Genomic DNA, 19,777 nt, shown 5'->3' on the forward strand with positions numbered 1-19,777 from the left:
ACAATCCCAACTAATTTTACTGAATTTCCTGAGTCTTTGTCAATTCATTGAACATTGCCTAAAAACCCTTGAAAACATGAAAATAATCACAGCAAAACGTTCCAAAACCATATAAACCGTACAGTTTCACTGTATGTTGATTTTAATCAGATCAGATATTAGTTTAATTGAAATTATTTATTTTTTGTGAACATTCTGTGAAACTCTTCAGGACGTTCCTTATTAACACCAAAATGGTGCAAAATCGCATTGACAATCCGTTGGGAAGCCTTGCCATCTCCATACGGGTTGGCGGCCCGACTCATCGACTGATAGAGCTCATTATCAGTCAAAAGAGCATGTGTCCGTTGATACACCTTCTCCTCGTCCGTGCCCACAAGTTCCAGCGTTCCAGCCTCTATCCCTTCGGGACGCTCCGTTGTATCACGAAGCACAAGAACAGGCACTCCATAAGAAGGAGCTTCCTCTTGCAGACCGCCGGAATCGGTCAATATCAAGTGGGTATGCGGATAAAAATTATGCAGGTCCACGACATCCAGCGGATCAATCAGCTTAATTCTCGGATGTCCTCCCAGTATCTCATGCGCAGGTTCCTTAACGGCAGGACTCGGATGCACAGGGTAAACAATGGCGACATCTTCGAATTCATCAGCGATTCTTTTAATAGCTCGGAAGATATTACGATGCGGTTCACCTTGAGATTCTCTGCGGTGAGCGGTCATCAAAATAAGTCTTTTTCCTGAAGCAAAATCCAAAACAGGATGCCGGTAATCCGGCTGTACGGTATATTGAAACACATCAGTTACGGTGTTGCCTGTGATATAAATACTTGATTCTTTTTTGTTCTCGTGTCTCAGATTGTTAGCTGACAAATCAGTTGGAGCGAAATGCAGATCAGCTAACACACCTGTGAGTTGACGGTTCATTTCTTCAGGATACGGAGACAATTTGTTCCATGTCCTAAGTCCTGCTTCTACGTGCCCAACCTGAATTTGCTGCAGGAAGGAAGCGTAACTAGCTAAAAACGTTGTTAAGGTGTCCCCATGCACCAGCACGAGGTCAGGTTTAACTTCTTTCAGTACAGGTTCCAAACCTTCAAGCACACGAATAGTAATCTCATTCAAGGTCTGACGGTCCTTCATCACGTCCAAATCGTAATCAGGGGTGATATTAAACACTTCCAACACTTGATCGAGCAGTTCTCTATGCTGTGCTGTTACACATACTATTGATTCGATATGCTCAGGATGCTTCTTCAGTTCAAGAACCAGAGGAGCCATCTTGATCGCCTCGGGGCGCACTCCGAAAATAGTCATTACTTTGATTTTGGACATTACCCCTACCCTCTCATCAAATATTCTCGCATTACTATACTTAATACTTAATTACTTATTACTTGGTTCCATAAAGACGGTCACCAGCATCACCAAGACCTGGCACGATGTAACCATGTTCATTCAAATGATCATCAAGCGCTGCTACATAAATATCAACATCCGGATGAGCTTCCTGAACTGCAGCAACACCTTCTGGCGCTGCAATCAAGTTCATCATTTTGATCTGTGTACAACCACGGTTCTTCAGTGAGGTAATCGCAGCAATTGCGGATCCGCCTGTAGCAAGCATCGGGTCAATTACTATCAACTCACGTTCCTGTACATCCGTTGGAAGCTTGATATAATACTCCACTGGTTGAAGAGTGTCTGGATCACGGAAAAGCCCTACATGTCCTACTTTAGCCGCAGGTAGAAGCTTCAGTACACCTTCAAGCATACCTAAACCCGCACGAAGAATAGGAATAAGCCCCAGCATTCTTCCCGAAATCACTTTGCTTTCCGTCTCAGTGACCGGTGTTTGTACCGTAATGGTCTCTAGTGGAATATCACGTGTAATCTCATAAGCCATCAATGTGGCAACTTCGTCAACATGTTCTCTGAAATCCTTCGTGTTTGTTCTAACGTCGCGAATAAATGTTAGTTTGTGTTGAATTAAAGGATGATCGCAAATCACCAATTTTCCCATTTACTGTCCCTCCGGTAATTGTAAGTCTTGTCTATAGCCATAGAAAGCGCTTTGCTTCTCAGTGGCTAAATCCTGTCTATTATAGCACTCCCGCCGCTGCATTTCACCTCAGAATGGTACTTGAACTCACATTGAACATATTCCTTTGTATTTCCTTGTTTTTAAAGGTAATGATTGGCTTAATTAGGAAACCAATCACTTATAAAACCTAGATTATGTTGTGCAACTTTGGCTTTTTCATACTATTCACATTATTTTCACTAATTTTATTGAAAGTTCCATGAACTTTCATGATTAATTTCATTCAATTTCATCTATTACCTACAGTGATATTTGTGAACAATATGCAACAAAAAAGCCTCCATCAAACCCGGAAGAGGGTATGGATGGAGGCAGAATCATTTCTTATTAGAAGCAAAGATTTAGTATTTCAACTCTGGATAAAGAGGGTATTGGTCAGTCAACTCAGCCACTTGACGCGCAGATTCTGCCAAGTTTGCCTCATCCTTCGGATTCTTTAGAACATTAGCAATGATACGTCCAATAGTGACCATCGCCTGCTCGTCCATACCACGGGATGTGACTGCAGGTGTACCAATACGAATACCACTTGTTACGAAAGGACTTGTAGGATCAAATGGAATTGCGTTTTTATTCACAGTAATCCCGATGGAATCTAGTACTTTTTCCGCATCTTTTCCGGTAATGTTCAGATTACGGGTATCCAGCAGCATCAAGTGGTTATCTGTACCTCCGGATACAATGTTAACCCCTTCGCTGATCAACGTTTCTGCAAGAACATTAGCGTTCTTCACTACATTTTGAGCATAAGTCTTAAAGGATGGCTGCAATGCTTCACCAAATGCGACTGCTTTTGAAGCAATTACATGCATCAGAGGTCCACCTTGGGAACCAGGGAATACCGCTTTATCAATAGCAGCTGCCCATGGCTGTCTGCACATAATCATACCTCCGCGGGGACCGCGCAAAGTCTTATGCGTAGTAGTTGTAACGAAATGAGCATGAGGAACCGGGCTCGGATGAAGACCAGCAGCAACCAATCCTGCGATATGGGCCATATCTACCATAAATAGCGCACCCACATCATTGGCGATAGCGCCAAGTTTTTCGAAATCAATAATACGCGGATAGGCACTAGCACCAGCCACAATCATTTTTGGACGGTGCTTGAAGGCTGCTTTACGTACTTCATCATAATCAATTAGGAAAGTATCTTCTTGTACTCCATAAGCAACGAAGTTATAAAGCAATCCAGAAGCATTAACTGGGCTACCATGTGTCAAATGACCACCGTGCGCCAAATTCATTCCAAGAACGGTGTCGCCAGGCTTAAGTGCAGCCAGATAAACTGCCATATTTGCTTGAGCGCCGGAATGTGGTTGTACGTTGACATGATCCGCGCCAAACAATTCTTTTGCACGATCACGAGCAAGGTTCTCAACGATATCTACATCTTCACAGCCACCATAATAACGTTTGCCTGGATAACCTTCTGCATATTTGTTCGTAAGCACGGAGCCCATAGCTTCCATTACGGCTTCGCTAACGATATTCTCTGAGGCAATAAGCTCAATGTTGGCACGCTGACGTTTCAGTTCCAGTTCCATCGCTTCCAGTACTGCCGGGTCACTCTTACGCAATTGTTCCATGTTCTTATTTCCTCCCTAGTGTGTGTAGATATGTTGTATTTAAGTAGAAACGATTTGCCCGCCATAAAGAGACTTAGGTCTACGTTTCTGCAAAAAATATAAAAACTAAAGTTCGTTAATCACAAAACTGTGAACCACTTTGTTCTGGAGCACGATATACCGCACGTTCCCCGCCAATTAGTGGGGGTCTGGTCCATGCCGCATTCACTCTGGCTGCTCCAATGTATCGTAGAGTCGGACGGAAAGGAACGGCTACCCGCCGTAAATGCATTCCTATCAGTGTCTCGCCAATATCTAAACCAGCATGAGCTTCTATCGTTTCCGCCAAAACAGGATCTTTCATAGCGTGATAAGCAGCCGTAGCCATCGAACCTCCAGCACCTCGTATAGGTACAGCTGATACTTCCTTCAGACCAAGTGACTCTAGCAGAGAGCGTTCCATGACAAGTGCACGATTTAAATGCTCGCAGCACTGATACACCGGATGAAATCCTTTTTCCGCTGCTACTAAACGAACACCTTCAAGCAGTTGTTCTGCAACTTCAAGTGCACCACCAGTTCCAATCCGGACACCAGCAACCTCACTTGTGCTCACTCCGACGACAACAATTTTGCCTGACCCAAGGTTACCAGCCTCCGCCAACTCCCTTAACACAGTGACGGTGGCTTCAGTTAATGATAGCTCCACTACTTCGTCCATCACTCTACCTCCTCAAACTTCAAACAAGCTTATTTTAAACAAAAAAGAGCAGTCCGCAGGTAGCTGCGGATTTGCTCTTTTGCCCAGGCGACCGGCCGTTTATTCCGATGCTCCATCGTGGTTTGATCCACATTTGTCGCCAGTTACATCGGAACCGATTATTTGTAACTTCATCTTAAAGCAAAGTGAACTGAAAATCAACCATTTACAAATGGCGGAAGGTTTCCAGCTTATCCAGCAAACTGAATAGCGCAGTGCGAATCTCAGCAGCAGTTAGCTCATAGTCCTCACGCGTGCCACCAAATGGATCAGAAATATCGAAGCTCGGAATACGCTGGCGAATCTCAATCATCCGCTGCAGATCCGTTGCATTCGGTTCACCACCAAGGGCTAAGCTCAACTCCGCATCTGCGTAAAGGCTGTCCAATTCCTTGATATCTTCCGTCACCGTATCTTCATCATGCACGTATTCCTTCAATGTATAGGTTTTCGTTACAGCATCCGGAAAATACTGCAGCAAATGCTGCTTATGCCCACCCGTCAAGGTCAGCACAAGGTCGGCCCAAGCGACAGCTTGACCTGTCAATTGTGACGACTCCATTGAATCATGAATTCCTTCTTCCTGCAGTATAGCTGCAGCATGTCTTGATATAGAAGTACCGGAAATGGCGGATACACCTGCAGACCGCACTTCCAGGTCGATTCCACGTTCCTTCGCGAGCTTTCGTAAAAGCCCCTCAGCCATAGGACTTCGGCATGTATTCCCGGTGCAGACGAATAAAATATGCAGCATGTTTTGCACCCCCATGAAATTAAATATTCTAATGCCGTTATTGTATCAAAAGATGAATAGCAAGCCAAACCCCAGAAGTATTGCACCGCCTAGCGCTTCTCCATAATCCCCGAGACCACGACTGACATGCCGTCCAATTAGCAACCCTAGAATCGACATTAGTCCCCCGCAAGCACCGAAGGCTAAGATGGTCAAAAGTACTCCATTCACAAACATCCCCAGTGATACACCCACGGAGAAAGAGTCAATACTGACACTGAGCGAAAGAAGTATCATCCCCCACAAGGTTCGATGATCCATAGCTCGTGAGCTTCCTGTATCCGGACGAAAGGAGTTGTACACCATATGCCCGCCCAAAAGAACTAGAAGACCTCCAGCAGCATAAGTCGTTACTTGACCTAACAGGTGTCCGACATAACTTCCTGTCAATAAACCCAGGAGAGGCATCAGCATATGAAAAACAGCAATGAGCAGACTCATTTGCAGAACATGCAGCAGACGAATACCTTTCATCCCGATCCCTACACCGAGCGAAAAGGCATCCATCCCTAATGCAACCGCCATTATAGTAATGGTAACAATCTGCCCCCATTCGGTATATACATCTCCTAAGCCCATGCTTAACCCCCCAAGTCCGAAATATCTTGTACAACAACGATATGCGGACAAGGGGGTATTCATGACTTCATATGGGAGTCATATACGAAAAAGCAATGCCGTGGTTATCCGGCGTCGATGACAGATCCGCCGGCGGCTTTCATAAGCCGGTTCATGATTGCAGCGCCGAGGCCGGTATACGGGCAAGCCTCGGCTAAGATGTAAGTCGCTCCCGCTTCATCGAAGCACCGCAAGGCGGCATATAGGGAGCGAGCCCCTTCCTCCGGCGAGGATAACGAGCCGAGGGAAAGAACACAGGCGGCAGGGTCGGCGGGATAAAGGGCCTTATGCTCCTCGAAGAGGAGCAAGCCCGTGACCTCGCCGTTTAGCTGCGCCGCCTGAAGTTGACTTGCGGCTTCATCCGCCACGCGCTGCGGGGAAGAGCCGCGCACTACACCAAGCCAGCCGCGCGGTGCGTAGTGCGTGTACTTCATGCCCGGCGCGCGCGGCGCCGAAATATCGCCAGCAGCATCCGCACCATGCTGCTCAATAGATGCGGAAGCCCTTTCGAAAGGCTCACGATTGTTAACATTCAGGCAATCCGCTGAAGATTGCGCGGTAGTTGCTTTAGCTGTGATTGGCTCAGCAGTACTGAAATCAATAACAGAGTTTGTCGTCCCCGAATCAGCCAAGACAGTAGCGGTTGCGGTAGCGGCAGCAGTTGTCTCAGCATTACCGGGCTCTGAGCTTACAGCTTCTGCTCCCACCACTGCAGCCAATTGTTCCGAAGTAATCCCGCCGGGGCGCAGCACAGCAACTTTTCCGTCAGGCTGTACCTGCACGACTGTTGACTCTAGTCCAACTCCAGCAGCACCACCATCAAGGACGCCATCAATGTATCCAGCCAAATCTTCCATCACATGCGAAGCTAATGTCGGGCTCGGGCGACCCGAACGATTAGCACTGGGCGCCGCAACTGGACAACCTGCGGCACTTATCAGTGCTAGAGCTACCGGATGATCCGGCATCCGCACACCAACCGTATCCAAACCCGCCGTCACACAGGGCGACAGTACACCTTCACGAACAGGAAGCACAACTGTCAGCGGACCAGGCCAATAAGCTGCCATCAACGCCGCCGCCTTAGGATGCACCTCTGCAACAAGCTCGTCCAAAGCTGCCGTATCCGCAATATGCACAATTAACGGATTGTCAGAGGGCCGTCCTTTTGCCGCAAAAACAGCCTCAACTGCCGCCGTATTTCGGGCATCCGCCCCTAGCCCGTAGACGGTTTCGGTTGTAAAAGCCACGGTTCCGCCTTCACGAAGCATTGTTGCTGCCTCCGCTATCGCCAGCTTGTCAGCTTCATTCGGCTGAAATACCTCAGAGTTCGTTCCCTCAGCGGAATTCAACTTCCAGTATACAGTCTCATCTCTATTTCCACTCCGCCGCTGAACGGCGAATAAAGGATTATTGTGTTCATTCATTCTCATCACAGGCTTTCTAGAAGATATAATTTAGCTTAGCAAAAAAACGGCCCCTGTAGGGAGCCGTGATAGATCTGCTTATAAAATAGTAACACATCTGGGGTCTTACGACCATAATCCACTGATCCAGTTCCAAAGGTTTTGCAGCAGCTCCCAGACGAAGAACCGTACCTCTGGCTCAGCAGCAGTTTCTCCTGATGAAGCACTTCCTGCCGAGGAATCAGCCTGCACTGTTTTTGCAGCTGCTGATTTCACCTTAGCACTGTTATCCGCACCAGCAGCGGACACTGTTTTTGTACCTTTGTCAGCAGCAGGTGCTGCCGCATCTCCAGAGCCTGCATCGATAAAGCAAAGCGGAGGAAACAGTACACACCACCAATTTTGCCCCTTGCCCGCACCAAGTGTGACCCGAACAGCTTCATACTCCCCAGCAGGATAGACGGTGCCACCGTATAATTTGGTTGGAAAAGGGACTACGCCCAGCTCCACTTTATAGGAATATTCAATGCCCCGTTTCTCCAGCTCTGATCCAACCAACGCGTTAAGCTCCGGCAGATGATTTCTAATCAGAGCACGTGCCTGCTCCAAGCTCTGTGGATCCTCAAGAGCGGATACCCACTGGTTCATTTGCTCCACAATTTTATCGCGAATTTGCCGTTTCACCAGCTGATCTTGCGCTCCGTCAGAATTAGCTAGAATACGTAACCGGATAGATTCTTGGGGAATAGATACTTCAGCTACTGCAGCATCGGTTTTTTGACCTTCCCAAGCCATCATGAGGACCATAAAAAAACAAATTAAAATGGCAGTATACTTAAAAGTTACACGTAAGGAATCTCTTTTATCCATATGATTATCGTTCATTTGTTGCAGCCCCTCTCCTCTTAACTCTCATGCTAGTAGTATGCCCGGAGATAAGAGACTGCAAACCTATGAATCTATTAAAATTATAACTTCAATGCCAGCTCCTTATGCAGCTGCAAATCTTCCTCTACATCCTGCCCATAAAGATGCACGCTCATCACGACCCCCATGCTGGCCATATTAATCAGAAGAGACGTGCCTCCATAACTGATAAACGGAAGTGTTATTCCTGTCAACGGCATCAGGCCGATAAAAGCTCCAACATTCTCAAGAATTTGATACAACAGCATAGCCGTAATTCCAATGATTAGAAATGGTCCGCTACGCTCCTTACTCTCGAGAGCAATCAATATCATCCGATGCAGCAAAATAAAAAAGAGCAAGAGCAGTAGCGCAGACCCCACAAATCCAAACTCCTCGGCAATCTGCACGAATATCGCATCCGAATAGGTATATGGGACACGATTATTCTGCACAGAGCTGCCCTGCATATATCCCTCTCCACTCATTCCCCCGGAGGCTATAGCTATTTTGGCATTTTTCGTGTGATAGCTTGCCTTATCTGTCGCTAAATCAGGTACCAGCCAAGGGTCAAACCGCTCCACTAAATGATCCTTACCAATGCCTTCAAAAAATTTGACTGCCTCATCATGATAGTTTATGTAGCTCAAAATCCCAGCAAGGCCGATCCCACCCACTATAAGCAAACCGATGAGTGCATGCGACAATTTGATATTCCCGATCCATAGAAGCCCAATCAATATTACGATGTAGCTAAGGGCATTTCCCAAATCATTTTGCATAATGACTATACCAAATGGAATGAACGTAAGAATGGTGAGAGGAACAATCCCTTTCCAGAAGGTTAAGGTAGACCCTTGTTTTCGAATTAAGATCGATGATAAAAAAAGAATCAATACCAATTTAAACAGCTCGGCAGGCTGAAACCTAAGTCCACCGATCTCAAGTCCCAATTGAGCACCGTTCTCTACTTTACCAATAAAACTAACCGACACTAACAAGACTAAGCCCAAGAGATAAATATAAAGTGCATGTTTAACAAATATCTTAAAGTCCACAAAAGCGAGCACAATAAAAACTACAAAACCTAAAATATAGTATTTAAGCATTTGTAAATGAAATCCATCCAATTTCATCGGAGGCGTTATTCTTCCATTGGTTACACTGTATATTGAAAAAATACTAATCACCATCAGCATAATCAGAACAGTAACGATTACCTTATCAATCCTTTTGAACTTTTGAAGCATCTGCAAGCCCCTTACTCTGTTAAGGTTTCAACTCTCCTCTCTCAGGGAAAGTCGTTCCTTTCTATTGTAGAACATTCGTGAATATAATTCCAAATTTATGTAGCCAATCTATAAAATATCTTTCTATTAAAATTACACTCAGACGTGATTTTACTCTATGATCCAAACCTAACGGACTCCGTAGACTTTATTTATGGATTTATTGCTTCACGGGAACTTTTGCGGACTCCAGAGTCGTTATTACTTGCCATTTTGCAGTAAATCCAGTCTTTTTGATCAAATAACGTCTTTGCGGTCCGATACTATCCAATACGTAGTTAATATTCGAGTATAAGCGCATCTGAGTCCGAGTCAGGATACAAATACGAATATGATACAAATGCAAATACAAATACGAATTGCTTCCAGCCTGCTTACCTGAAACGGTCCGTATTATATTACACCAATCCGACGAAGCCGTCCTCCATCAAAAAGAACCGCCAGCACCCCTATTAAACAATAAGGACCTGACGGTTCTATTTTATTTCGTAGTTACACCTGTTTGGCAGCTGCATAAGGAGTAGGTTTAGGAAAATCCTCTTCCACTTCTTGCCCGTGCAGACGTACACTCATTACCAAACCAATGCTGGCCATGTTGATAAGCAGTGATGTACCCCCGAAGCTGATGAAAGGTAACGTAATACCAGTCAATGGCATCAAGCCGATAAATGCGCCGATATTCTCAAAAATCTGATACAACATCATCGCGACAACACCGACAATCAGGAAAGGGCCAGCTCTATCCCTAGACTCCAGCGCAATCAGAATCATCCGGTGAATCAAAATAAAGTACAGCAGCAACACAAACGCCGAACCTACAAACCCAAATTCTTCGGCAATCTGCACAAAGATAGAATCTGAATACGTATATGGCACCCGATCCGTCTGAACGGAGCTGCCGTTCATGTAGCCTTCGCCACTCATTCCACCTGATGCAATCGCCAGCTTGGCGTTTTTAGTATGATAAAGGGCTTTGGCTGTTGCCTTGTCTGGAACAAGCCAAGGATCAAAACGTTCAATCCAGTGAGATCGTCCAATATCCGTAAGAAAGGTTTTAATTTCATCATGATAATGGATATAACTCATAATTCCCGCAATCGCAGAACTAGCCACGATGACCAGCCCGATTAATGCATGCGTGTATTTAATATTGCCAATCCACAACAGACCCGCAAGAATCACAACGTAAGACAAGGCATTCCCAAGGTCATTTTGGGTAAGGACAATAAGGAACGGAAACAAGGTCAGAAGGCCGAGCGGCACAACATCCCGCCAGAACAGAAGCTTACTCTTATTCTTGCGGACAAGCATGGCTGCCAGAAAAAGAATTAATATCAGCTTGAACAGCTCTGCAGGCTGCAGACTCAGGCCCCCCGGCAGGGTCAACCAGCCTTGCGCATTATTTTTGGTCTCGCCCAAAAAGCTGACGAGCACCAGCATCCCTATCCCAAACAGATAAATATATATCGCATATTTCACTAATATTCTGTAATCCAAAAAGGTCATTCCAATAAAAGCTACAAAACCAATAGCATAATACATCATCATACGAATATGATGTCCGTCCAGCTTCTCTCTTCCATGAGTAACGCTATATATGGCGAAGATGCTGACCACCATGAGTAATAACAGAACGACTACAATAGCACCATCAATCTTTTTAATCTTCTGAAGCACGCTCTGCCTCCCTACTCTATATCTGGGCTTTCTTTATGATCCCCTAAGAAATCCTGCTAAATTCTATTGTAAAGGAAGTCGGATTGAAAATACAATTTCTCTACTCCGGACAAAATGAACCCTCTGCATAGCAGGCAATATTATCTCGTTATGCCTAGCACATGACGCGGGATTCCAGCCAGATCATTAATGGTGATAATCTCGGTCCAATGGCCCGCTGCCGCAAGGAGTGCAGCGACTTGCTCAGCTTGACCGAAGCCAAGCTCAAAGCCGATCAGGCGCGGCGGTGCCGGGAGCAGCGTCAGCTGCTCCATCATGCGGCGGTACGGGTCCAGCCCGTCCGCTCCGCCATCCAGCGCAGTGCGCGGCTCATGGTCGCGCACCTCACGCTGCAGCCCGGCGATATCCTCGCCGGGGATGTATGGCGGGTTGGAGACGAGAATATCCGTCTCCATCCCCGCGAACGGCTCGAGCAGATCGCCGAGCCGAAAATCCACAGCTGTGCCATTGCGCAAAGCGTTGCGCTCGGCCACAGCCAGAGCCGCCGGCGAAATATCGCCGGCGCAGACCCGCCACGCCGGCGCTTCCGCCGCCAACGTGACGGAGATCGCACCGCTGCCGGCGCCGATATCGACGGCGGCCAGCGGTCTTGCGGCGCGCACGTCCCCCGCGCCGCCTCCGTTGCGGGCCGCAGCGCCGCCCGCGCTATCCAGCGCCGCTTCGCCCGGCGTTACAACGCCGTCCGGCCAAAGCTCCGCGCCGTAACGTAAAATCGCCTCGACAAGCAGCTCCGTCTCCGGCCGTGGAATAAGCACGTCAGGCGTCACCTCAAAAGGCCGCCCGTAGAATTCTTGCTCGCCGATGATATACTGCACCGGCTCACCAGCGCCCCGGCGGGTAACTCCCGCCTCAAATGCTTCCTTAACCGCAGCTGGAAAAGGATCTGCCAGCGCCATGTAATAAGCTGCGCCAGACACTCCAAGCACATGCTCCAGCAGCAATTGTGCACTGCGCTGCGGTTCATTGCAGCCGCTCCGGCTCAAAAAAGAAGAAGCCTCCGCAAAGGCTTCCCGGATGCTTTTGACTTCCGACATGACATATACGCCATCGTTCAAAGCATTATTCTCCATTATCCATATTATCCATCAAGTCAGCTTGTTCAGCGATTGAAAGGGCTGAGATAATTTCAGTGATTTCTCCGTTCATAACCTGCTCCAAACGGTGCAGTGTCAGGCCAATACGATGGTCTGTAACCCGGCTCTGTGGGAAGTTATACGTCCGAATGCGCTCACTACGATCACCCGTACCTACTTTGCTCTTCCGTTCACCGGCATACTTCGCTTCTTCTTCCTGCCGTTTCATATCAGAGATACGGGCACGAAGCACTTGCAGCGCTTTTTCTTTATTGGAGTTCTGTGACTTACCGTCCTGACAGGTAGCAACGATGCCTGTAGGTACATGGGTTACACGTACTGCAGACTTGGTCGTATTTACAGACTGTCCGCCTGCACCACTTGAACAGAAGGTATCCACGCGAATATCTTTATCATGGATCTCGATCTCAAAAGCCTCAGCTTCCGGCATCACAGACACCGTAGAAGTAGAGGTATGAATACGACCTCCGGATTCGGTCGCTGGGATACGTTGTACGCGATGCGCACCACTTTCGTATTTCAGCTTACTGTATGCACCACGGCCGTTAATAAGGAAGATTACCTCTTTGAATCCACCAAGATCACTCGCGTTAACATCCATTAACTCAACGCGCCATCCTTGTGCATCAGCATAACGAGTGTACATCCGGTAAAGATCTGAAGCGAACAATGCTGCTTCATCTCCACCCGCTGCACCACGAATTTCAACGATTACGTTCTTATCATCATTCGGGTCTTTAGGCAGCAGCAATACGCGGATTCTCTCTTCCAGCTCCACTTGACGTTTGGAAAGGTCATCAATTTCCATCTTGACCATTTCTTTCATCTCATCATCAAGCTTTTCGCCTTGCATCTGCTTAGCAGCTTCAAGCTCTTCCATTACACTCTTATATTCAGTATACGCCTCAAATGCGGGCTGTAGGTCTGATTGTTCTTTGGAATAGTCCCTCAGTTTCTTACTGTCGTTTGCAACATCCGGATCACAAAGCAGTTCACTGAGCTTCTCATAGCGGTCCGCCAGGGATTGCAATCGGTCCAACAAGGGAATTCACCTCTCCTGATTCAATTTCAAATTCGCAAATATAACATCAAATTTGTACTGTCATAAAAATAGATATACGACTTTATATTATACCAAAGATATTGTGAAATGGCTACAGTTCCGTACGCACAATACCTTAATAAAAAGCTTATATTTTTAAAAAGGATCATCCCAGCAATAGAAACTCCCACTGCTCGAGATGACCCCTTTATCATTCGTACACTTAAACCTTCTTAAACGTTAAAACGGAAATGCATTACGTCGCCGTCTTGCACCAAATATTCTTTACCTTCAAGACGTAGTTGACCACGTTCCTTCGCACCGTTCATGGAACCAGCTGCCACAAGATCCGCGTAAGCCACTACTTCAGCACGGATAAATCCGCGTTCGAAATCTGTATGAATCACACCGGCAGCTCCAGGTGCCTTGGTGCCGCGGCGAATCGTCCACGCCCGAACTTCCTGAACGCCTGCTGTGAAATACGTATACAAGCCAAGCAGTTTATAAGCCGCTTTAATCAACCGGTTAAGGCCGGATTCTTCCAGTCCCAGCTCTTCCAGGAACATAGCTTTATCTTCGCCTTCAAGCTCAGCAATTTCTGCTTCCACCTTAGCACTGATCGGAACCACTTCTGCACCTTCAGTAGCTGCAAAATCGCGAACTTGCTGTACATAAGGATTGTCCTCAGCACTTGCCACTTCATCTTCACTTACATTCGCCGCATACAGCACTGGCTTCAATGTTAACAGATGAAGATCGCGGATAATAAGCTTCTCGTCATCAGACAATTCTATACTGCGTGCAGGTTTATCTTCGTAGAGCACTTCTTTGACGCGTTCTAGCAGTTCAACTTCTTGAGCGTATTTCTTGTCGCCGCCTTTGATATTCTTACGGGAACGCTCAATCCGCTTCTCAATGCTCTCAATATCAGCAAGAATCAGCTCCAGATTAATGGTCTGGATGTCGCTGATCGGATTTACTTTTCCATCAACGTGGGTAACGTTCTCATCTTCAAAACAACGAACCACATGCACGATAGCATCTACTTCACGGATATGGGCCAGGAACTTGTTGCCTAGTCCTTCTCCTTTACTTGCACCACGCACGAGACCAGCAATATCAACAAATTCAAAAGCAGTAGGTACGGTCTTGTTCGGCTGTACCAGCTCAGTCAGTTTATCAAGACGTTCGTCTGGAACTTCAACAACACCCACGTTAGGGTCAATGGTACAAAAAGGGTAGTTAGCGGATTCTGCTCCCGCTTGCGTTATCGCATTAAACAATGTGGATTTTCCTACGTTAGGAAGACCGACGATTCCAGCTTTCAAAGCCATTTATATGACAACTCCTATTTTCAGCTAAATTGATCATCCGAATAAGCTATACGATCTAAACCATTATATATTAGAACATATTCGCCAGCAACACCGGATGTCAAGCAGATGTGTCCGAACGCGCAAGCTCTAATACCTTTTTTATCGCCGACTGGTCCAGTAATGGCTTAGATTTATCTGGATCAACCTCCACATCAGGCACAGTCTTTACCTCTTCATTACAACTTCCATCAGAATTCAGACCCATTTCAAAGGAAAACCTGAATACATAACCGCTATTTGGCAATGCAACAACAAGCGGATCTATCCCTAGTCCATCCCCACCTGTCCTGCCGCCTACAACCGTTGCAAACCCGGTGCCTTTTGCAAAGGCTGCAAGACCTTCCGCTGATGAATACACAGAGCTATCTACCAGCAAATAGATTTTCCCTTTAAATCCAACAGATTTATTAGGAGTTACTACATCATTTATTTTTCTATATGTCTTGAACATCTTTAAAGCCTCAGATGGCAGATTAGGCAGTTGCTCATCTTTGATGCCGGAAATAGGTTGTTGCCCGGCTGTGATCTGACGTGCCTGCATAAAAGTCTCCGCATATTTGCCTCTTGTATAAAGGAAGTATGTATTATATTCGATAGGTTTATTAATCAACAGAGGAACAATATGAATTCTCCAATAATTACTGTTTCCTCCGCCATTTCCGCGAATATCTAATATTAAGGTCTTATAGTCCTTTACCTCTATTAAAAAATCATGGATCTCGGAGCTGTCCATCTCCATGAGACTCCCGTCAAAGCTTTGCATGCCAAGATAAGCGATTCGATCGGGCTCTATAATGACTTTTTTTACATTCCCAGAAGTCTTTTTTGTTACATCTCCTACTCCATCTCCACCATTATGCATATCATTATTGAGTTCATTAGAGCTTTGCTGCTCCGCTAAAGGTTTCTGGTTGTAACGGGCCAATACGTTAGGCTGTTGAACCACGTCGATCCAAGGTTCATAACCAAAACCTGCTTGAACATAGGTATGTAGATACCAAGGATATTCCTCCTTGGATATAAAATTCGTATGCCCATTGTTTAATCCGCTAAGGACAAATCTCATTCGTCTCAAAAACTCATCATCCGATTTCACGGCTGCTATTTTATTGCGGTATTCCTCTTTTTTAGCAAGCCAATCCTCTCCATTGAGACGTTTATTCACCTCTAGGAAAGGATAGTTCTCCTCAATAATCTTCCACATATAATCAAAGTCCTCTAGCCTTTTTTCTACTGTCAATGAAGGCAACGCTACTTTCGATTGTTCTTCAACTACAGCTGAAGAGGCTAGCGGTGCAACCGGACTTGCCTGGACTTGCTCAGACTCAGATTTCTTCTTTCCTGGTAAATCGCCACTGTTGCAGCTAACCAGTAATAGTAATACTACTGCGGAAACAACCACCCACGATACAGTCCTTGGCCTCACCTTAATCCCCCCTTTTCTCTCTTTATGACTTAATCCATTTTCAGGAAGTTATTTTTTAATCATATTTTCCTAATCATCCTAAATCAAATATATTTATCACAATTATTTACATAATAATTCAGTAGAACAACAAAAAAAAGACCTCTTTCGAGGTCCTCACACTTATGGACTATAGATCTTTAGACATCGTGATGTCAGTTACGATATACCCCATTTTTTTGTATAGCTCAAATGCGCGATTGTTCTGGCCGAAGACGTGCAACCCGATTTTGGTAACATTCATCTCCCGGGCTTCTTCATCGAGTGCGATCATAGCCTGCTTGCCATAACCCTTACTCTGGAACGGTTCAAAAACATAAAAATCATAAATGAAAGCCTCGCGGCCACCACGACCTTCACTTACGTTAAACCAGATATAACCCACCTGTTCATCACTGCTTATTTCTACTATGGAATATAGATAAGCACCATCTGTGTGCAGCCCTTTTGGCAAAGAGCGTGTTATAGCTTCCTCAGACAGCTTCATCGCGATCTCTGGATCCCAAGCACCGGCGCTGATCTTATCTTCCGCATAATCCCGGGTAGCTTGACCTAAGAAAAATTGAAAGGCCGACTCATCCATATGGATCAGTTTAATCATAATCTTACTCACTTCCTCGCTTCAATATTTACCATCCTATTTACGTATTAAACGGGAAGTTCCACGTAAAGTTGCTAAATCTGGAGCGCCAATACCAAACATTGCTATTTTCAGCTCCAGTTCTACCTGTGCTAATGCAGCATCCAGCGCCTCTTCAGAATCGACAGCCGGCCCTAACAGATTGCGGCCAAAGCCTGCCAGATCAGCTCCAAGTGCCAATGCTTTCGCTGCATCCACGCCATGTTTCAGTCCGCCGCTGCCAATCAAAGCGCCCTGCGGAGAAACTGCACGCACCTCTGTGATACAATCAGCTGTTGGAGTGCCCCAATCCGCGAAAGCCTCCGCCGCTGCCCGCCGTATAGGATCTACACTGCGGAACTTCTCCACCTGACTCCAGGATGTCCCGCCTGCACCCGCAACATCAATAAAAGCCGCTCCTGCATTATAAAGACGTGCAGCTGCATCTCCATCAATGCCCCAGCCTACTTCTTTCACACCTACAGGGACTTCAAGTGCCCGGCATACCTTCTCTATCTGCGATAGCAAAGAGGCAAAACCAGTGTTCCCTTCCGGTTGAAAGACCTCTTGCAGGCCATTCAGATGTAGTACAAGAAAATCAGCACCTGCGATATCCACAGCCCGGCGACATTCCTCAATCCCAAAACCATAGGACAGCTGTACAGCACCAATATTGGCGATAACCGGAATATCAGGCGCTTGATCCCGCACATAAAAGGTTGCCGTAAGCTCAGAACGCTCCACTGCCGCCCGAACCGAACCTACACCCAGCGCCCAACCCCGACGCTGCGCAGCTGCGGCTAACCGGGCATTAATCGCTCCTGTAGCTGCACTGCCACCTGTCATCGAGCTGATGAGCAGCGGCGTACGCAGCTTACGATCCAAAAACATAGTCTGCAATGATATATCGTCGAAATTCAGCTCTGGCAGAGCATTATGCTGAAATCTGTAATGTTCAAACCCTGTAGTCACACCGACGCCACCTACTTCCTCATTTAGGCAAAGGCGTACATGTTCAATTTTGCGTTCGCCTGTCTTCGATGTAGGCAATAAAGATCTTTTGTCAGAAGCCTCTGCAGCCGGTAGGTCCTTGCCATGATCTGCGCCAGACTGCCTAGTCGCATCATATGGCACGGCCTCTTCTGGCGTATGATTCATGCTGCGTTCCTCCTATTTCCAAACTCGATTTATTATAACATATCCCTACAGATGAATTTACAATATGAGGTTAGCGATTACAATTCTCCGGTTTCGTAATCATTAATTTCATAAACATCGTACTAATTGCTCAAACTCATTATAGCTAGCCGAATGTTATTTCATTACTGTTAAGGATATTTGGGCTGCTTCATTTCGCTCCACTAGGTGTTAATAGGTTGGTAATACACCGGAGCATAACAATCACAAGGAAGTGCTCTGCAATAATTTCAGGAGGAACTTCCATGAATTCAGATCGTCAGCAACCCGTTCACCCCTATAAACCTAAAGAAATAAACTATTCTCCCGGTTTAACTACGAAGAAACGTTCCGGTTCACGCCGCCTTACAATGGTGTTATGGGCTGTCTTCATTCTAATTCTCTGGCTAATCGGCGTAATGACTTACCAGACCCACAAACCTTTACCCCGCGGCATTTCCTATGAAAGCCCTATATACAAAACCAATCATGTATCCTTCTGGCACGACCTGACCTATTCGGACGGTACAGCCACGGGCACTCAAGAGAGTCAGATTCTTTCGAGGATTCTACAAATTATCGAGGAGTCCAAAGAATTTTTGGTGATTGACCTCTTTCTTTTCAATGATTATACCCATAAAGATCAGTCATTTCCTCCGGTCAGCCGAATGTTGACGGACAAGCTTATTTTACAAAAAACAACTTATCCTGAGATGGAGATCGTCTTCATTACAGATGAGGTTAATACCAATTACAACTCTGCACCCAATCATCTTCTGGAAGAATTGAAGGCTGCGGGGATTAAAGTGATTTTGACCGATGTAAATGCTCTACGCGATTCTACGCCTGCTTATTCCGCTGTCTGGCGTACCTTTATTCAATGGTTCGGACAGTCGGGCGAAGGCCGGATTCCCAATCTTATGGCCAGCGGAGGACCGGATATTACCGCACGTTCTTATTTGAAGCTACTTAATGTGAAGGCTAACCACCGTAAGGTAGTTGTTAGTGAGAATACCGCTCTAGTCTCCTCAGGAAATATCCATGATGCCAGCGCCTATCATTCCAATATCGCTCTGGAAGTACAAGGCCCAATTATTGCTGATATTCTCCAGACGGAACAAGCCGCGGCCAATCTTTCGGATGCAGGGCCACTACTCACTTATGAGCCAGACTTCACCAAAGAGAAGGATCAGCACTCTGAAGAATCTATGGAGGTCCGCTATTTAACGGAAGGAAAGGTATATAAATATGCACGGCAAGCCCTTCAATCTGCGCAGAAGGGTGACACCATTTGGGTGGGTATGTTCTACCTTGCCGATGATGCCATTCTCGATGAATTAGTAGAGGCTACCCAACGAGGGGCAACGGTAAAATTGATACTGGACCCCAATCAGAACGCCTTCGGCCGTGATAAAATCGGCATTCCTAACCGTCCAGTTGCCATGAACTTGAACAAGCGTACAAACGGAGAGATCTCTATTCGCTGGTACAATACGACCAAAGAGCAATATCATCCAAAGTTGCTCTTCATTGCCAAACAGACTGGAAGTTCCATCATACTTGGCGGTTCCACCAATTTTACGACACGCAATCTGGATGACTACAACCTGGAGAATAATCTGTGGGTATCTGTAAAACAAGATCAGCCTCTTTATACCGAGATGGAAACCTACTTCAATCGACTGTGGAATAACGAGGACCATGAGTATACTCTGCCTCTTGAAGCTTATCAGGGGGAAGCAACTTGGTTCAAGTACATTCTGTTCCGGTTGCAGACCACCTTGGGTTTAACCACTTTTTAAAGCAAAAACCACCGCAGATGAGG

17 protein-coding genes and 1 riboswitch are annotated in these 19,777 nt (G+C 46.1%); of the genes, 1 reads left to right on the top strand and 16 read right to left on the bottom strand.

What is annotated here, in order from left to right:
- Positions 1-173: 173 nt before the first annotated feature.
- The 16 genes from wecB to fni all read right to left on the bottom strand — a co-directional run bounded on the left by wecB (position 174) and on the right by fni (position 17,934).
- Positions 174-1,334: a UDP-N-acetylglucosamine 2-epimerase (non-hydrolyzing) gene (wecB, locus tag MKY54_RS29005; protein WP_076123932.1), complete on the bottom strand. Its 1,161-nt coding sequence runs from the start codon at positions 1,332-1,334 to the stop codon at positions 174-176.
- A gap of 58 nt (positions 1,335-1,392) precedes the next feature.
- The gene (gene upp, locus MKY54_RS29010; protein ID WP_036681583.1) at positions 1,393-2,022 is read right to left on the bottom strand and encodes a uracil phosphoribosyltransferase; all 630 of its coding nucleotides are present in this window, start codon (positions 2,020-2,022) and stop codon (positions 1,393-1,395) included.
- Between the two features lie 422 nt (positions 2,023-2,444).
- Positions 2,445-3,692, bottom strand: a complete 1,248-nt coding sequence (glyA, locus tag MKY54_RS29015) for a serine hydroxymethyltransferase (RefSeq protein WP_038573642.1) — start codon at positions 3,690-3,692, stop codon at positions 2,445-2,447.
- A gap of 115 nt (positions 3,693-3,807) precedes the next feature.
- Positions 3,808-4,392, bottom strand: coding sequence for a TIGR01440 family protein (locus MKY54_RS29020; RefSeq protein ID WP_076099682.1), 585 nt, complete (start codon positions 4,390-4,392; stop codon positions 3,808-3,810).
- Between the two features lie 74 nt (positions 4,393-4,466).
- A riboswitch (ZMP/ZTP riboswitch) is annotated at positions 4,467-4,549 on the bottom strand.
- Between the two features lie 48 nt (positions 4,550-4,597).
- Positions 4,598-5,185 (bottom strand): low molecular weight protein arginine phosphatase, encoded by a 588-nt coding sequence (locus MKY54_RS29025; RefSeq protein WP_339188774.1) that lies wholly within the window; start codon positions 5,183-5,185, stop codon positions 4,598-4,600.
- Between the two features lie 45 nt (positions 5,186-5,230).
- The gene (locus MKY54_RS29030) at positions 5,231-5,803 is read right to left on the bottom strand and encodes a manganese efflux pump MntP family protein (protein ID WP_038573646.1); all 573 of its coding nucleotides are present in this window, start codon (positions 5,801-5,803) and stop codon (positions 5,231-5,233) included.
- 104 nt (positions 5,804-5,907) lie between these two features.
- Positions 5,908-7,269 carry an L-threonylcarbamoyladenylate synthase gene (locus MKY54_RS29035; protein WP_339191304.1) on the bottom strand — a complete coding sequence of 454 codons (1,362 nt, stop codon included), beginning with the start codon at positions 7,267-7,269 and terminating at the stop codon, positions 5,908-5,910.
- A gap of 105 nt (positions 7,270-7,374) precedes the next feature.
- Positions 7,375-8,133: a stage II sporulation protein R gene (gene spoIIR, locus MKY54_RS29040; protein ID WP_081382511.1), complete on the bottom strand. Its 759-nt coding sequence runs from the start codon at positions 8,131-8,133 to the stop codon at positions 7,375-7,377.
- 83 nt (positions 8,134-8,216) lie between these two features.
- Positions 8,217-9,404, bottom strand: coding sequence for an FtsW/RodA/SpoVE family cell cycle protein (locus tag MKY54_RS29045; protein ID WP_076123936.1), 1,188 nt, complete (start codon positions 9,402-9,404; stop codon positions 8,217-8,219).
- A 531-nt stretch (positions 9,405-9,935) separates the two neighbouring features.
- Positions 9,936-11,120, bottom strand: coding sequence for an FtsW/RodA/SpoVE family cell cycle protein (locus MKY54_RS29050; protein WP_076123938.1), 1,185 nt, complete (start codon positions 11,118-11,120; stop codon positions 9,936-9,938).
- A gap of 140 nt (positions 11,121-11,260) precedes the next feature.
- The gene (gene prmC, locus MKY54_RS29055; RefSeq protein ID WP_256716007.1) at positions 11,261-12,214 is read right to left on the bottom strand and encodes a peptide chain release factor N(5)-glutamine methyltransferase; all 954 of its coding nucleotides are present in this window, start codon (positions 12,212-12,214) and stop codon (positions 11,261-11,263) included.
- Between the two features lie 25 nt (positions 12,215-12,239).
- Positions 12,240-13,316, bottom strand: a complete 1,077-nt coding sequence (gene prfA, locus MKY54_RS29060) for a peptide chain release factor 1 (RefSeq protein ID WP_036681601.1) — start codon at positions 13,314-13,316, stop codon at positions 12,240-12,242.
- Between the two features lie 233 nt (positions 13,317-13,549).
- The gene (ychF, locus tag MKY54_RS29065; protein WP_036681604.1) at positions 13,550-14,650 is read right to left on the bottom strand and encodes a redox-regulated ATPase YchF; all 1,101 of its coding nucleotides are present in this window, start codon (positions 14,648-14,650) and stop codon (positions 13,550-13,552) included.
- A gap of 100 nt (positions 14,651-14,750) precedes the next feature.
- A complete protein-coding gene (locus tag MKY54_RS29070; RefSeq protein ID WP_339188781.1) occupies positions 14,751-16,118 on the bottom strand; it encodes a S41 family peptidase in 1,368 nt (455 codons plus the stop codon).
- A gap of 169 nt (positions 16,119-16,287) precedes the next feature.
- Complete coding sequence (locus MKY54_RS29075; protein WP_232061473.1) at positions 16,288-16,758, bottom strand: GNAT family N-acetyltransferase; 471 nt, start codon at positions 16,756-16,758, stop codon at positions 16,288-16,290.
- Between the two features lie 36 nt (positions 16,759-16,794).
- The gene (gene fni / locus MKY54_RS29080) at positions 16,795-17,934 is read right to left on the bottom strand and encodes a type 2 isopentenyl-diphosphate Delta-isomerase (RefSeq protein WP_339188784.1); all 1,140 of its coding nucleotides are present in this window, start codon (positions 17,932-17,934) and stop codon (positions 16,795-16,797) included.
- Positions 17,935-18,218: 284 nt separating this feature from the next.
- Here fni and MKY54_RS29085 point away from each other — a divergent pair, with 284 nt between their 5' ends.
- Positions 18,219-19,754, top strand: coding sequence for a phospholipase D family protein (locus tag MKY54_RS29085; RefSeq protein WP_339188786.1), 1,536 nt, complete (start codon positions 18,219-18,221; stop codon positions 19,752-19,754).
- The last annotated feature ends 23 nt before the right edge of the window (positions 19,755-19,777 follow it).

This window comes from Paenibacillus sp. FSL P2-0121 (genome assembly GCF_037975345.1).
In the GTDB taxonomy this organism is placed as follows: Bacteria; Bacillota; Bacilli; order Paenibacillales; family Paenibacillaceae; genus Paenibacillus_AQ; species Paenibacillus_AQ odorifer.